General features: G+C 67.7%; 9 protein-coding genes and 2 pseudogenes (1 of these 11 only partly in view). 4 read left to right on the plus strand and 7 right to left on the minus strand.

All coding sequences use genetic code 11. The features are described 5' to 3' along the window. The 6 genes and pseudogenes from ACFFJB_RS00695 to ACFFJB_RS00720 form a co-directional block, all read right to left on the minus strand. Window positions 1-216 (minus strand): annotated as a pseudogene (locus ACFFJB_RS00695) (integrase core domain-containing protein) (its annotated part extends 258 nt beyond the left edge of the window); the annotation flags it as partial. Window positions 217-253: 37 nt separating this feature from the next. Then, entirely contained in the window at window positions 254-1,882 is a 1,629-nt protein-coding gene (tnpC, locus tag ACFFJB_RS00700) for an IS66 family transposase (RefSeq protein ID WP_376828577.1), read from the minus strand. 78 nt (window positions 1,883-1,960) lie between these two features. Beyond that, a complete protein-coding gene (gene tnpB / locus ACFFJB_RS00705; protein ID WP_376828492.1) occupies window positions 1,961-2,302 on the minus strand; it encodes an IS66 family insertion sequence element accessory protein TnpB in 342 nt (113 codons plus the stop codon). Continuing rightward, window positions 2,299-2,685: an IS66-like element accessory protein TnpA gene (gene tnpA, locus ACFFJB_RS00710; protein ID WP_376828579.1), complete on the minus strand. Its 387-nt coding sequence runs from the start codon at window positions 2,683-2,685 to the stop codon at window positions 2,299-2,301. Before tnpA ends, tnpB begins: the two co-directional genes overlap by 4 nt. A gap of 88 nt (window positions 2,686-2,773) precedes the next feature. After that, window positions 2,774-3,510: pseudogene (locus ACFFJB_RS00715) on the minus strand (IS3 family transposase); the annotation flags it as partial. Between the two features lie 704 nt (window positions 3,511-4,214). Continuing rightward, the gene (locus tag ACFFJB_RS00720; RefSeq protein WP_376828696.1) at window positions 4,215-5,516 is read right to left on the minus strand and encodes a class I SAM-dependent methyltransferase; all 1,302 of its coding nucleotides are present in this window, start codon (window positions 5,514-5,516) and stop codon (window positions 4,215-4,217) included. 377 nt (window positions 5,517-5,893) lie between these two features. Here ACFFJB_RS00720 and ACFFJB_RS00725 point away from each other — a divergent pair, with 377 nt between their 5' ends. From ACFFJB_RS00725 to ACFFJB_RS00740, 4 genes are all read left to right on the plus strand, one after another. Further along, entirely contained in the window at window positions 5,894-9,181 is a 3,288-nt protein-coding gene (locus tag ACFFJB_RS00725; protein ID WP_376828698.1) for a LodA/GoxA family CTQ-dependent oxidase, read from the plus strand. Continuing rightward, window positions 9,178-10,302, plus strand: coding sequence for an NAD(P)/FAD-dependent oxidoreductase (locus ACFFJB_RS00730; protein WP_376828700.1), 1,125 nt, complete (start codon window positions 9,178-9,180; stop codon window positions 10,300-10,302). The genes ACFFJB_RS00725 and ACFFJB_RS00730 overlap by 4 nt, the downstream gene beginning before the upstream one ends. Beyond that, window positions 10,232-11,443 (plus strand): hypothetical protein, encoded by a 1,212-nt coding sequence (locus ACFFJB_RS00735; protein WP_376828702.1) that lies wholly within the window; start codon window positions 10,232-10,234, stop codon window positions 11,441-11,443. Before ACFFJB_RS00730 ends, ACFFJB_RS00735 begins: the two co-directional genes overlap by 71 nt. Window positions 11,444-11,557: 114 nt before the next feature. Next, a complete protein-coding gene (locus ACFFJB_RS00740) occupies window positions 11,558-13,069 on the plus strand; it encodes a helicase HerA domain-containing protein (protein ID WP_376828704.1) in 1,512 nt (503 codons plus the stop codon). A gap of 127 nt (window positions 13,070-13,196) precedes the next feature. Here ACFFJB_RS00740 and ACFFJB_RS00745 read toward each other — a convergent pair whose 3' ends face one another. Next, window positions 13,197-15,341, minus strand: a complete 2,145-nt coding sequence (locus tag ACFFJB_RS00745; protein WP_376828706.1) for an autotransporter family protein — start codon at window positions 15,339-15,341, stop codon at window positions 13,197-13,199. Window positions 15,342-15,370 lie beyond the last annotated feature (29 nt).

The raw sequence follows: 15,370 nt of genomic DNA on the forward strand, positions 1-15,370 counted from the left end.
CAGACGTCCATTGAAGCTCTCGATGAACGCATTCTGCATGGGCTTGCCAGGCGCGATATAGTGCCAGCGCACCCTGGACCTGTCTGCCCACGTCAAAATGGCGTTCGACGTGAATTCGCTGCCATTGTCGCTGACAATCATGGCTGGCTTGCCCCGGGCGACAATCAGGGCATCCAGTTCACGCGCGACCCTCGCCCCCGAGTAAGCATGCGGTGAGCACCACATCTGAGACGCCTCCGCCTCAGGCTATGCCTTACCCCGTGGTGGCTGCCTTCCAGTTCCACGGCAGCAGTTCATCGATACGCGCAGCCGGAATGCTATTGATCCTGGCGAGGACGTCGGCCAGCCACGCCTGAGGATCAACGTCGTTCATGCGGGCGGTGACAATCAGGCTGTACATCGCCGCAGCGCGCTGTCCGCCGCGATCCGATCCGCAGAACAGCCACGCCTTGCGGCCAAGGGCGACGCCGCGCAGCGCCCGTTCGGCGGCGTTGTTCGACAGGCAGATCCGCCCGTCATCGAGGAAGCGCGTGAACGATGGCCAGCGCTGGCTCAGATAGCCGATGGCCCTCACCAGGGGATGGCCACGACTGAACTGGTCCCGGGTCTGGCCAAGCCATGCCTCCAGCTGCGCAATCACCGGCGCGCTGCGCATCTGGCGCACGGCCCGGCGCCCGTCGGCGCTGGCTCCATTGATGTCGCGTTCGATCGCGAACAGGCTGTCGATCAGGCGAACAGCTTCCAGCGCCCGCGGATAGACGGACGGCGGCTTCAATCCCCTGGCCGTTTTGCGGGCGGCGCTTTCGATGTCCGCCAGCTCAAAGAACTTGCGTCTTGCGTGCGCCCAGCAACCCGCCTCCAGAATGGGGGCTGGCGCGCGCTCTGGCCTGTACAGCTCATTGTAACCGCCATAGGCGTCGGCCTGAAGAATGCCGCTCCATGCCCTGAGGTGCTCCTGCGGGTGAACGCCCCGACGGTCGCGTGAGTAATGGAAGACAGCCGCCGGTGGCGCGGGGCCGCCCCAGGGGGCGTCGTCACGCACATAGGTCCAGAGCCGGCCCGTATCGGTCTTGCCCTTCGCCAGCACCGGAACCGTGGTGTCGTCGCCATGCAGCCGTTTAGCCGCCAGCACATGCGCCTCGATCCGCGAGAACAGCGGGGCCAGCACCGAGGCAGCGCCGCCGACCTGATCCGCCAGCGTCGACAGGCCCAGCGGCACGCCCTCGCGGGCATAGCGCTCGCACTGGCGGTTGAGCGGCTGATGCTGGCCAAACTTCTCGAACACGATCTGGGCCAGAAGCCGGGGACCGGCCCAGCCGCGCGGCAGCACATGGAACGGCGCTGGAGCCTGGGCGATGGCCTCGCAGTCGCGGCACGAGAACTTCTCCCGCACCGTCTGGATCACCTTCCACTGGCGCGGGATCACCTCCAGCGTCTCGGTGATGTCCTCGCCCAGCTTCCTCAGCCGCGCGCCGCCGCAGCAGGCGCAGGCGCGCGGGGCTTCAACCACCACCCGCTCACGCGGCAGGTGCTCAGGGAAAGGCTGACGCGCGGGCTTCCTGCGGCGGAACGCGGCGACAGGCGTGGTCGCGCGGGCGGCGGCTTTCTCTGCGGCAAGCTCGTCCTCGGTCGCGCCAGTCTCAAGCTCCTCCAGCTGCAGCTCAAGCTGGTCGAGCAGGCGGGCGGTCCGCTCCGATGAGGCGCCAAAGCGCTCACGTTTGTACTTCGCAATGAGCAGCTTCAGATGGGCGATCTGCGCCTGGTCATCGGCGCGCCGGGCCCGGGCTGCGGCGGCTTCTGCCTCGGCCCGGTCAGCCCGCTCCACGGCGGCGACGAGCGCCGCTTTCAGCGCTGCGACATCGTCAGGAACGGGGCTGGCCATGGCTTTCATGACCGTAGTGAATCACAGATCAGGGCGTTTGTGGCGCCCCAAAATGCCGTCTGGCCAAACTATTTTTGCTCAGCCGGCGCTGCGCGGCCTCCAGCTGTGTTGCGGATGGCGCCAGTCAATTCCTTCGAGCAAATAGCCGAGCTGGGCTGCCGTTAAGGCAACCGCGCCGCCCCCTGTCGCAGGCCAGATGAACCGGCCGCGTTCCAGCCGCTTCGCATAGAGCGACATGCCGATCCCGTCGTGCCACAGGATCTTGCACAGTGCGCCGCCGCGGCCCCGGAAGACATACAGGTCGCCGCAATGGGGATCGCGCCGGAAATGCTCCTGCACCAGCAGCGCAAGGCCATTCATGCCCTTCCTCATGTCGGTGTGGCCAGAGCAGATCCACACCCGGGCGCCGGCGGGGATCATCGCAGCGCCTGCAGCACGGCGCTGACCAGCGCAGGCGGGGCTGAAAGGGGGATATCAATCCGCGCTGTGACAAGGGTGACGCTGATCACCGGGGCGCCTTCAGGCCCCGGGCTGCATTCATCGCCCGCCACAGCTTCCAGGCTTGAGCCCGCCGCCACCGGCGCAGACCCCTCATCCTCTGTCAGGACAACCGGCACGAACCTCCCCGCTGCCTGCCGGGCCTCGCGGCGCCACTTGTAGATCAGGCTGGTGGCCACACCGAACCGTCGCGCGACCTCCGCAATCACCGCGCTGGGCATGGTTGACGCCAGCACAATCTCTTCGCGCTCCGCCGCACTCCAGCGACGGCGACGTTCGGATCCGGAAATAACCGCCACTTGCATGAACCTGCGCTCTTAACTGCGTCCTTATGAGCACAGCTTCAGCACAAGGCACTGTCACGACAAGGCGGCCTTCGCCGGAGGCTCACGCCCCCGAGAGGGACGTATCCGCTACAAGCGCGAGGCACTCGCGGGTACAGTCGTCCACGACTGTCAGCACGCGGAACCGCCTGCCATCCGTCAGTTGGTCGGACACGAAGTCCAGCGACCACCGTTCGTTTGGCGACAGCGGCGGCTCAATTGGCGCCCGTGTTCCGATGGCCCGCTTGCGACCGCCCCGACGGCGCACCCCGAGCCGCTCTTCCCTGTATATCCGGAAGAGCCGCTTGTGGTTGACCTCAAAGCCTTCACGACGCAGCAGCACATGCAAACGCCGGTAGCCAAAGCGCCGGCGTTCATGGGCCAGTTCCTTCATCCGTGTGCGCAGGACGCCATCGTCCCGGCGCTGCGCCTGGTAACGCATGCTCATGCGGCTGAAGCCGGTGGCTTTACACGCCCGACGTTCGCTCATCCCGTGCTGCTGCATGAGATGGCGAACGGCCTGTCGCCTCGTGGCGGGCGTCACCACTTCTTTCCCAAAAGATCCTTCAGCGCCGCATTGTCGAGCATTGCGTCGGCCAGCATGCGCTTCAGGCGACTGTTCTCGTCCTCAAGGGCCCGCAGCCGTTTGGCCTCGGACACTTCCATGCCGCCAAACCGCGCCTTCCACTTGTAGATGCTGGCGTCACTGACGCCGTGCTTCCGGCAGAGCTCCGCCACCGGAATGCCCGCCTCGTGTTCCTTCAGGATGGCGATGATCTGTTCTTCTGAAAACCGCGTGCGCTTCATGTCTGGTCCTCTCAGCGGGGCCAGATCAAACTTCAAACCGGAATAGGCGCAGGGGGCAACGTCAAGCCGGACAGCCCAGAGCAGGACACGGCGCCGGGCAACAGGCGCCCAAAGCCCGATGCCGCCCTCAGGTTCTGTCCAGCCGCCAGTCCGACCTCGCGGGCATGTGTCGCCTCTGAACGGGTGGTCGAGGCGGGAACGGTCGTGGAAGCCGCAACCTGCCGAAACGGCGAAACCGCACGAATGACGTCCGCCGTCCATGCAGCCCGGAAAAAAGGCCGGAAAACGCCCGCAAGGAATACCCACCGTCGCCCCCGGGGCAGCCGCAACCCTACAACGCCGTAAATGCAAGGCCGCGCGCCACGTCCTTTCCCTCAACGCCGCCGTCAACGCCGTCGCCGCGCCGCAGACCGTACGGTCCGCCGCCATGCCTGCAAGCGCTACGTTACGCCCGCAGCCAGGCGACATTCCTGCATGACGGCGGGCAGGCCGCCGGCCTTCCGCTCGCCCCCGCCGGCCCAGCGGCAGACTTCATTTTCGCTGCTCCTGGTTCCGCATTCCCCTGACATGCGCCGCGTCCGGTCGCGTCAGGGCGCGCCGTATGCGCCGGGAATGCGCGAGAGCCTGACAGACGGCGCAGGGCGCATGCCGATCCGCCGCCCGGCGGCCTTCCGGAACTGGGCTCCGGAAGGCGCAGCGCGCCCTCACCACCCGGCGTAAAGATCTTCCCGCGTCGGCGGCAGGGTAGAGGGTACCTTCAGGCGTTTTTGCGCCAGGACCTGGTAGATGCCGACGTTGTTGCGTTCGAAGGCGATTGAGCAGGCGGCCAGGTAGATCAGCCACACCCGGAAGGTCGCTTCGCCGACCTCAGCGATCGCCGCCTCCCGGTTCGCCTTCAGCCGGTCGTGCCATTCCCGGCAGGTGCGCATGTAGTGCTCGCGCCAGCACTCCACGTCGCGGATCTCGAAGCCGCCGCGTTCCATCGCCGTGAGCGTGCCGCTCAGGCTGTCAAGTTCGCCGCCCGGGAAGATGTAACGGGTGAGGGCCGCGAAGTCGGCGCGCTTGCGCTTTTTCGTGGCGGTTTTGCCCGGGCGCGTGATGCCGTGGTTCAGCAGCAGCCCGCCCGGCTTCAGCAGCCGGCTGACCGTTCCGAAATAGGTCGGGTAGTTGGCGATGCCGACGTGCTCGATCATGCCCAGCGAGGCGATCTTGTCGAAGCGTTCGGCCCCGTCCAGCTGGCTGTAATCGCACAGCTCCACCGTGCAGCGGTCGGCGATGCCGAGCCGCCTGAAGCGTTCCTGCGCCAGCTCCGCCTGCCGCGTGGACAGCGTGACGCCGTGGGCGATGACGCCGAAGCGCGTCACCGCATGCGCCATCAGCGCGCCCCAGCCGCAGCCGATGTCCAGAAAATGCTCGCCCGGTTTCAGGCGCAGCCGCCGGCAGGTCATCTCCAGCTTGTCGAACTGCGCCTGCTCGAGAGTGGCGCCCGGGTTCCGGAAATAGGCGCAGGTGTAAACCATCTCCTCGTCGAGGAAGAGACGGTAGAACGCGTTGGAGACGTCGTAGTGGTAGCTGATGTTGCGGCGGTTCGCGTCGGGGTCGCCGTCAGACGGCGCCGACCGGTCCACTTTCTCCAGCGGCCAGGGGCCGCCGCGGGGCACGAACAGGAACTGCGCCAGCGTGCGCAGCGCCAGCCTGCGGTCCAGCATGCGCCGGAACGCCCGGGTGCGCACAGGCGGCTTCGCCGCCACGAGGTCGAACACGTCGCCATTGCGAATGTCGATGCGTCCCGCCGCCCAGAGATTGGCGAGGGTGGGGATGCGCGGCGAGCGGATCAGGGCGGCGACCGCTCCCTCGTCGGCGATGGCGATGGCGAGGCCGTCGTCGGGATAACCGGCGGGGATTCGTGACCCGTCCCACAGGATGAACCCTGGCGCGAACTGCAGCCGCTCCCGCACGTGGGCGAGCAGCCTGGACAGTAGCGCAAGCCGTTTTTCCGCCGACATGAACGTTTCTCCTCCCCGCGCCGAGCCGGCGCGTCCGTCATTTTCGCCGGCGCAGTTCAGCACGGCCGCGCGAGATTGGGAACTCTCTCTGGCCGGAACGGGCCGTTCGCGCAGGACGGATGTCCTTTCATTCGCCTGTCCAGCCCGGGACGGCGCATATAAATTTTCCATCCAGCGTTGCGATTTCAGGACGCGCCGTTCCGGGGCGGCAGTCGCGCCGGAGCCGGGCGGGCCAGCGCGGGCGCGAACGCGGACAGGGCGTGCCCGCATGCTCCGGATTGCAGGCGTTTATTCATTTAATAATTGCAGAGGGCGTCCATACGATGTTGCGATACACATATGATCCAACGACGCAGACGTACAAAGTCCAGGATGACATGCGGGACGATCTGCAGAATATCGTTGATTATTTTGTCTATAACAGACAAATCGTAAATTTTCACAAGGGGCAGAAACCGGGGCTTCGCGGCGCCTTCACCAAGACCCACGGCGGCGCTTACGGAAAATTCAGGATCATTTCTCCCACGACCGTCACGGGGGAAGCGGCGCCGTCGAGCGTTGAGGCCAAGCTTCGCAAGGGTATTTTCGCAACCAACGCGACATATGACGCCTGGGTGCGGTTCGGCAGCGACACGCCGGCGGGCTCGCCCGACCGGAACACGACGATTGGCGTCGGCCTGAAGCTGTTCAGGGTCCCGGGGCTGAACGTGCTGGACGCCGGTCCAACGGCGGATCCGTCCTCCCAGGCCGCAACGGTTGATTTTGTGTTCCAGAACTATCCGGTGTTCTTCGCCCGGGATTGCAGGCAGATGGCGGCGTACACCAAAGCGCGCCTTCAGGGCGGGCAGGCCGAGCAGGATTTCCTCAATGATCCGGACAACCAGAAGCTGGTCTACATTCAGGACCAGATGGGCGCGAAAGATCCGGACAGCGCGCTCAGCGAATCCTACTGGAGCTGCGTGCCGTTCTACCTTGGCGCGCCCGGCGCCACGCTCGCACATTACTGCAAGTACATCCTGGCGCCTGCTGACGGCCAGACGGTGGAGCCGGCGACGGACAAGGATGACAGGGACTACATTCGCAAGAATCTGACAGACAACCTGAAAAAATCGTCTTTCGTCTTCAATTTTTATATTCACTACAGGTCGGATCCGAGCCAGTCCATCGAGGATGCCTCCGATAACTGGACGGCGAGCGATGGTTCCGATGAAGATCCCAGATTCGCCACAAATGGTCTTGGAAATATATACAAGATCGGCGTGCTTACCTTGCCAAAGCAGGACATTTCACAGCGCGGACAGCCCGATTATATCGAGCAGCTGGTGTTTAACCCGTGGCGGACCCTGCCGGACAATGTGCCGGTCGGGGAGATCGCCCTCGCCCGTCGCATCGCCTACGAAGTCTCGGCCAAAAACCGGCTGGACCTGAACGGCCAGACCTACGGCGAACCCAAGCAGCCGCGTCCCGCCAAGTTCTACAAGGGCAAGTTCCAGATGACGCCGAACGGTCCTGACACCGGCGTGATCCCGGACACGGACCAGAACAAGGAGCCATGGAACGACGTCTTTCCCGGAGACGACGGGCCTGATGACCCGGGAGGAGACGGTGGCTCCGGCGGAGGATCAGGAGACGGTGGCTCCGGCGGCGGAGGATCGGGTGGAGGCGGCTCAGGCGGCGGAGGATCAGGAGGTGGCGGCTCCGGCGGCGGCTCGGGGAGCGGCGACATTGTTCGCTTCGCCATCCATCCCGGCATCGGCGTGGCCCGCGTCGGCGACAGCGTGCTGCCGGACGGCGTGGACTGGTGGTCCGGGAACGGCGAGGACGACGGCAGTTATGTGGACTGTTACGTTGGGCCTGAAGTCGACACGCCGCCTCCCGCCAACCAGGACAGGGTCCGGGACGCGTCGGGGGCCATCAAGCGTCAGGCCGCGCGTTTCCGGATTTACGCCTACGACGAAAACAACAACGTCGTCAGGGAAATCTTGCCGACCGACCCTGGCGTATCGGTGACGTGGAGCGTCACCCTGGCCAATCGCAAGGCGCAGTGGTTCAGGTTTGATCGCGCCTGGGACGAACCGACGTTCAGGAACAAGCCCGCGTCCGTGGCCCGGAATGGCGCGGTGCGGGACCGGGCGTCGCTTGCGATCACGCCGCCCGCCGCCACCATCACCGGCGCACGGTCCCGGTCCGGTCCAATGAACGGTTCGTTTCTTGGAGTTACGGTCAGTCTGGGCGAACTGCGGACCGATGCAAGCGGGCGGTTGCTGGTGCTCGGCGGTCAGGGCAAGTCGGCGAGCGTGGATGACGGCCCCAACAAGACGCTGCTCACCGAAAATTCCGGCAGCTTCAACAACGCCGACAGCTGGTATGACGACATTTCAGATGGACCCGTGCACGCGACGGTCGTGATGGACGGCAAGACCTGGACGGCGGATCCGGCGTGGGTGATCGTAGGGCCGCCGAACTATGCGCCGGACATGGTCGGATTCCGGACGCTGTATGATCTGCTGGAAGATGTCTATGAGGAAGCCGGCTGGCTGCAGCCGCCCGCCACGGTCTCCTTCAGAAGGGACATCCTGCCGGTCCTGCAGCGCCTGTCAATGCTTTCCTGGGTCAACAAAGGATTCTACCAGCAGTTTGGCTACAGGAAAGACTGGGATTTTACGGATCCGGACCTGATCGTCCGGCTGGGCGCGAAGCCGACGGCCAGCGGCGATCCGTACAGGGACCTGCGGCAGAAGGTGCTCGACAGCCTTCTGAAACCGGATGAACAGGGATGCCGCCCCGACGCCTGGCCAATGCTTTACGGCGACACCTTTGATGAAGATTACGTCGGCTCGGGCGACGGCATCAACGATCCGGTGCTCAATACGACCCAGCTGCATGACATGATTCCGCTGTCGCAGCGGCGGTACAGGCAGTTCAAGAGCTGGGCGAACGGCGACTTTGACGCCGACTATGATCCTGCGACCGCGCCGGCGCCCCCCCGCCGCATCGACGACGTGCCGGTGGCGGAGCAGCCGGCGATGCTGGACAAGGCCGCGCTGCATTTCTGCATCGCGGACGCTTTCCATCCCGGTTGCGAGGTCACCTGGCCCATACGCCATGTCTCGCTTTACCGCGCGCCGTGGCGCATCGCCGAGCTCGCCGCCGGTCAGGCCGTCTACGTGCCGGACGCTGACGCCACGATCAGCTACCAGACCGTGCAGGACGAGCTGGCGGCGGCCGCGGACGCCAGGAAGTTTCTGGGAGCCCAGCCGCCCGGCGGCCTCACGCGCTGGATGGCGCTGCCCTGGCAAACAGACACGGGCCGGTGCCGCGCAGGGTATGACGCAAACTACAAAAACGGCGCCTACGGCGTCTACGCTCCGGCGTACTGGCCGGCGCGGGTCCCCAATCAGGTTCTCGGCATGGCGGACTACCGCGACATCATGGACACGAGCCTGTCCACGGCGAACCGGACCGAAAAGTTCACCGTGCGCCAAAAGTGGTGGCGCCGGCTGTCGGAGAACGCCGACAGCACCGACGTGCGGGATCAGGAAACGCAGGCGCAGAACATGGTGGAGAGCTTCAGCGCGATGGGCACCGTGCTGCGCATGCAGGGACCGGCGGACCTGCCCTCCGTGCCGGAGACGGTCTACGTGGAATGGACGCCGTCGTCATGAGCGCCGCCCCATATGACGTTCTGGTCGCGGGGTGCGGCGTCGCGGGCGCGGCGGCGGCCCTCACGGCGGCCAGGGCGGGGGCCCGCGTGGTGGCGCTTGACGCCGCCACGCCGGGGCCCGTGATTGGTGAAAGCCTGTGCGGACAGGGCGTCACGCTGCTTCGTCGCATGGGCGTGCTGGACCACGCCCGGCGCAGCGCTCCCCTGGAAAATCCGGGCGACCTGAGTTGCTGGGACAGTGAAAGCCTGGTGGCCAAAGATTTTATCTTCAGCCGTCATGGCCGGGGCTGGCATCTGGACCGGGCGTCGTTTGACGCCGCCTTGAGGGAGGCCGCCCATGCGACGGGCGCCGTCATCCGCAGGGAGCGTTTTCGCGCCGTGCGCGCGTGCGGCGGCATGTGGGAGGTGGAGACGGACGCGGGCGTATGGCGCGCCCGGGGGCTGCTCGACGCCACAGGCCGGCGCAGCGCGGCGGCGCGAAGGCTTGGCGCGCGGCGAATGCGGGACGCCCCGCTGGCGGCGGTTTTCTGCTGGGGGCCCGACCAGACGGGGGATGCGCGCACCGTGGTGGAGGCTGTCGCTGACGGCTGGTGGTACTCCGCCCCGGTTCCCGGCGGACGCAGGGTGTGCGTGAAACACGTGGCGCCGGCCGCAGCCCGCGACCTGTTGCGTCGGCCGGGCGCCTTTCCGGCGGCGCTGCGGGAAACCCTGCATCTGCAACGCTACTGCCCGCCGGACGCGGCGTGGACGGCGCCGCGCGCCACGGACGCGAGCGGCTCCGCGCTGGACATGAACCATGGCGAGCGCTGGCTGGCGGTCGGCGACGCCGCGGCGACCTTCGATCCGCTGTCCGCGCACGGCATCCTGAACGCCCTGGCGCACGGACTTGCGGGCGCGGCGGCGCTGCTGGCGGAGCTGGATGGCGCCGTGGGACGATCTAGGGAGCTGGACGCGCAATTGCGGAAGAAGAGATCAGGTTATCTTCAGGATATTATCAGTCTTTATGCTGTCGCCGACAGGTGGGGCAGCCAGTTTTACAGGGATATGATATATGAAAACGTCAAAAATTTTCTCAGATCTGAAGCGGACCTCGTCCCAGCTGAACGCGACGCCCAACCCTGATCTCAAGGCGCCGGAGATTTTTCCGGCCGTTGTCGGCGCGAACCAGGCTGGCGTGCAGTTCATCATCCGGATTCCACCGTATCCGGGCATGGCGGAGAATGACAGGGTGACGCTCCTCATTGGCGGCGCCGAGACCACGCCCCACGTCGTCACGGCGGATGAAGCGGGCCAGGTCCTGCAGTTCGTGCTGCCGCTCGACGTGCTGACAGACGGCGACACGCTGGCTGACGGCAACGCCATATCCGTCAGCTACATCGTGACCAGCCCCGCATATGATGGAGGCGACAACGTGTCGATCGCGGCGTCCATCCGGGTCACGGGAGACGTCGACGCCACCCTGACGATCGCCGACACCGATATCCGCATCACCGACACCGGCGAGGTCTACTCGCTCGACGGACGCGCCAACTACGTGATCCTGAACCTGCTGGACGGCGTGACCACGCAGGATCGCGTCTACCTGATGATCACGGTGAACGACGGCGAATGGGTCGCCGCGACGCGCACCTCGGCGCCGAACCTGACGACGCTTGCCAGCGCCGCCGGCTCGGCCGCGCCGCAGCTGCGCTACGTCGTTCCAACGGATGAACTCGTGGCGAAAATCGGCGGTGCGCCAATCAGAAACATCAGCGTGTCGTTCAGCCTGAACACCGGCCCGGACGACGCGGCCCGGACGCCGATGTTCGCCACGCCTTACGTGGTGACGTCCACGGCGACGTCGCCGCTGCCGGCGCCGGCGATCGATGGGGTCGACCTGCTGCACCAGGCCTGGAAACACATTGTGGCGACCGGCGCGGCGGCGGTGCCGGCCCATCTGGGGACGCACTCCCGGCCCTACGCCGTCATTCCGCCCTACGCCGGCATGTCGGAGCAGGATCTCATCATCCTGAAAATGGAGCTCACGATCGCCACGGCGGTCAAGCCGCTCGGCTCGGTGGCCTTTCCGGTGACAAGCGCGCATCTTGGCAACCCCATCGTCGCGCCGCTCTATTATGTCTCCGACCTCGTGCAGCAGCTGACGGCGCTCCATGGCGGCGACACCAAGACGACGCTGCCAGTGCTCGTGGTTTCCTATTCTGTCTATGATTCCTCCGGAGCGCTCCTGCGGGCCAGCGACCGCGCCTACGTCCGCTTTTCCTGAGCGGGCGTCCGTCCTGGCGCGCTGTCCTGCGGCGCCCATGCTGTGGGAAACGCCCCGCGCGCGCTTCGCCGCGCGCGGGGCCGGGTGCTAGGGATGGGCCCGGAAGGGTGTGGGATGAAGGTCAACATCGACATGGGCGTCGCCCCGCGCGGCGCCGTGGCCGAACTCGATCTGGAGGAACTGCTCGCGACCCGCCTGCTGGTGCAGGGCAATTCCGGGTCCGGAAAGTCGCACCTGCTGCGCCGCCTGCTCGAGCAGAGCGCCGCCTGGGTGCAGCAGTGCGTCATCGATCCCGAAGGCGATTTTGTCACCCTCGCCGGCCGTTTCGGCCACCAGGTCATCGACGCCGCCCGCACCGAGGCGGAGCTGGCCCGCATCGCCGGCCGCGTGCGCCAGCATCGCGTCTCCGTCGTGCTCAACCTCGAAGGGCTGGACGTCGACCAGCAGATGCGCGCCGCCGCCGCTTTCCTCAACGGCCTGTTCGACGCCGACCGCGACTACTGGTACCCGGTGCTCGTCGTGGTGGACGAAGCGCAGCTGTTTGCGCCCGCCGCCGGCGGCGAAGTCTCCGACGAGGCGCGGCGCCTGTCGCTGGCCGCCATGACCAACCTGATGTGCCGGGGCCGCAAGCGCGGTCTCGCCGGCGTCATCGCCACCCAGCGCCTCGCCAAGCTGGCCAAGAACGTCGCGGCCGAAGCCTCCAACTTCCTGATGGGCCGCACCTTCCTCGACATCGACATGGCCCGCGCCGCCGACCTGCTCGGCATGGAGCGCCGTCAGGCGGAGATGTTCCGCGATCTGCAGCGCGGTCACTTCATCGCCCTCGGGCCGGCGCTGTCGCGGCGCCCGGTCCCCATCGCCATCGGCCCGGTGGAGACCGCCGCGCGCTCCTCCAGCCCGAAGCTGACGCCGCTGCCGGAGACAGTCGCGGACGCCCGCGAACTGATCTTTACCCCCGGTCCGGACGAGGTCACGCCGCCGCGCCGCCCGCCGCCGCCGCGCCCCACGCCCACCGCCGACATTCTCGCCCGTCTCGCCCAGACCCGGCCGCAGTCGCTGCCGCAGCCCGGGCCGCCGCCAGCCGAGCCGGTGTTCCCCGTGATCGACGAGGCCGAGCGCGACGCCGCCATCGACGCGGTGCTGCGCGAGATGCTTGACGATCCAGACGCCGCTTTCCGGCCGGACGCGGAGCTCTACCAGGATTTCCTCGTGCGCAGCCGCATCCGCCGCATCCGCGGCGAGCCGCTGCCGCTGCCGGCGTTCCGGCGCCGGCTGGCGGTGGCCCGGGCGGGCGTCGACAGCCACGCGGGCGGCGAAAAATGGGAGGCGGCGCTGCGCCTGTCGGAAAGCCTGCCGGACGACCTGCAGGGCATTTTCCTGCTGCTGGCGAAGGCGGCGGTGAGCGGCGAGCCCTGTCCCTCGGACGCCACGCTCGCGCGCGCCTACGGCAGCCATTCGCCGCGGCGCGCACGCCGCCTGCTCGCCTATTTCGAGGAGCGCGACCTGCTGGTGAGCCGCACCGATTTCCACGGCCGGCGGATCATCGCCTTTCCGGACCTTGGCTGCGAAACCGGCCCCGGCGACCCGGACGGGCCGGAAGACGTCCGCCGCGCCGCCGCGGAATAGGGCGGTCGCCGCCGTTCTGCGGCCCCGAACGCATCGCGCCGCCCCCGGGAGGGCGGCGCGTCCGTACTGGCAGACATGCGGGGGCGGACCGCCGTCCGGGAGACGTCTCCCCGACGGCGTCACGCCGTTACCAGACCAGGCGCAGGCCGACGCGGCCGCCCCAGGCATGGCCCTGCTCCGCCAGCGAGACGTTGTAGTCGCCGGAGGCGAAGGCGGTGAGGCCGTCGGCGACTTTCGCCGAGAGGCCGAGCTGCAGCTGGGCCCAGCTGCCGCCGAGGTCGGTTTTCAGCGTCACGGGGTTGAGGCCGTAGAGGTTGCTGAAGCGGGTGCTGGCCTGGGCGCCAAAGTCATGCCAGACGTTGACGCGCGCCCAGGTCAGGAAGCGTCCGCCGGCTTCCGTGGTCCAGTTGCGGGCGAGACGCAGCCCAAGCCGGCCGTACGCCGCGTCGCTGCCGCCGTAGTCGACGCGACCGAAGCGGTCGAAATCGCCGTTCAGCGAGATGTGCTGGTAGACCAGCTGGGCCTGGGGTTCGATCAGCCATCCATGGCCGAGCTGCAGCGGCGCGCCGGCCTCCAGCGAGGCGGCGAAGCCCCAGCCGCTGGTGGAGATGCCTTCGCCCAGCCAGGAATGGGCCCTGCTCTGGTAGTTCGTGCCCTGGATCACCGCGTCGACGTACCAGCCGCCGGCGCCGCGATGGGTCCAGTAGGCGCCGACGCTGTAGCCGTCCAGATTGGCGCGGCCCGCGCGGCCGCCGTAGACGGCGCTGACCGTGCTCCCGATGCGGCCGACGCCGACATAGAAGCCGGCCACGTTCCGGGAGCCGTCCTGGCTGGTGCGGCGGTACACGTCGAGACCGGCCTGGACGAGGCCCATGTCGAAGTCATACGACGGGCCGTGCTGGCGGAAGCGCCGGAACTGGCCGTACAGGCCGCCGCCACTGGAGCCGGCGGAGCCGGTGGCGCCGTAGACGCGCGCCCAGGCGGCCATGCCGCGGTCGCCGCCGATCGCCTCCAGCGGCGGCGTCAGCGGGGCGACGTAACGGGTGCAGCGGAAGTTCTTTTCCGGATTCTTGCACCAGAACGTCTCCACCTGCGGCTCGGCCGGCGCGGCGGCCGCCATGGCGGGGCCGTCCGGCCCGTCCTCGCCGCGGCGGTCATGATAGGCGCCGAGCATGGCGAGGCCGAGCCTGCCCGCGAGCGCCGGGGGCGTCATGTAGACCGGCGTTTCGGCGCGGTAGTGGGGCAGTTCGATAGCCGGCGGCGTCGGAGCCGGGGCAGGGGCGGGCCCTGGTCCGGGCGCCGGTTCCGGTTCGGGCGTGGGCGGAGCCGGGGGCGCCGGCGGAACGGGCGGCGTGATGGAGGCGCGCAGGTACCAGTTGCCGTCGGCGGCGTCAGGGCCGACGCCATTGTGGCGCAGCGTATACTCATAAGCGCCGCCGGCGACGCGGGCGCCCAGCACGAACACGCCTTCGCCGGAGAGCGCCTTGTTGCGCACCTCGACCACCTCGATGCCGTTGCCGGGGGTCGGGGCGCCCATGGCGGACGGGTCATAGCCGACCATGATGGCGGTCGGGGCCGAGCCGAGCCGCGCGCCGTCCACCACCAGCACGTCGGCGTAGCTGTTGCCGGCTCCGCCCGGCGGCACGCCGTCGTTCAGCACGACGTTGAGGTAAAGCTGGCCGCCATTGGCCACGAACATGCCCGTGCCGGGACCGTCGGCGACGCTGGCGTTGCTGGTCATCACCAGGGTGTTGCCGATGGCCGGACCGCGCAGGTCGATGACGCCGCTGTGACTGAACTCGGCGAGGCCAGTGAGCTGGCCCTGCACGACGCCCTCACGGTTCAGGTTGTAAAAGCCGGAATCGAGCGTGCGGCTGTCGGCGCCGGTGGTCGGGGCGTAATAGCCGGTGGCGTCGGTGACCGCCGCGCCGGTGACGGCGGCGAGGCGCACCAGACCCTGGTTGTCGAAGCGCGAGGCGGCGCCGTCGCCGAGGGTGGAGATGGCCACGCGCTTGGCGTCGCGGACGCCGTCGCCGTCCGTGTCGGCGAAATGGCGGATGTCGAACACGCCGCTGGCGGCGTTGACGAACTGGCTGACGCCGCTGCCGGCAAGGTTGACGAAGCCGGTGACGAGGCCGGCGTTGCGGATGTCGACGCCGGCGGAGGCGGCTGCGCTCCAGACCGCCATGTCGGCGATGGCGCGGTCTGAGGCGGCGGCGATAACGCCTGCGTTGATCACCGAGCCCTGGGCGCCGGCCGACCGGATCAGCACGCCGGCGGCGGGAGCTTCGGTCGTGGCGC

Origin of the sequence: Camelimonas abortus, assembly GCF_042432745.1 — a bacterium.
GTDB classification, from domain to species: Bacteria; Pseudomonadota; Alphaproteobacteria; order Rhizobiales; family Beijerinckiaceae; genus Camelimonas; species Camelimonas abortus.

Coding starts and splice junctions, on each gene's coding strand:
- tnpB (WP_376828492.1), bottom strand. CDS start 2,302: ATGATCCCCGCCGGCGCCCGGGTGTGGATCTGCTCTGGCCACACCGAC.
- ACFFJB_RS00735 (WP_376828702.1), top strand. CDS start 10,232: ATGAAAACGTCAAAAATTTTCTCAGATCTGAAGCGGACCTCGTCCCAG.
- ACFFJB_RS00725 (WP_376828698.1), top strand. CDS start 5,894: ATGCGGGACGATCTGCAGAATATCGTTGATTATTTTGTCTATAACAGA.
- ACFFJB_RS00740 (WP_376828704.1), top strand. CDS start 11,558: ATGAAGGTCAACATCGACATGGGCGTCGCCCCGCGCGGCGCCGTGGCC.
- tnpA (WP_376828579.1), bottom strand. CDS start 2,685: ATGCAAGTGGCGGTTATTTCCGGATCCGAACGTCGCCGTCGCTGGAGT.
- ACFFJB_RS00720 (WP_376828696.1), bottom strand. CDS start 5,516: ATGTCGGCGGAAAAACGGCTTGCGCTACTGTCCAGGCTGCTCGCCCAC.
- ACFFJB_RS00730 (WP_376828700.1), top strand. CDS start 9,178: ATGAGCGCCGCCCCATATGACGTTCTGGTCGCGGGGTGCGGCGTCGCG.
- tnpC (WP_376828577.1), bottom strand. CDS start 1,882: ATGGCCAGCCCCGTTCCTGACGATGTCGCAGCGCTGAAAGCGGCGCTC.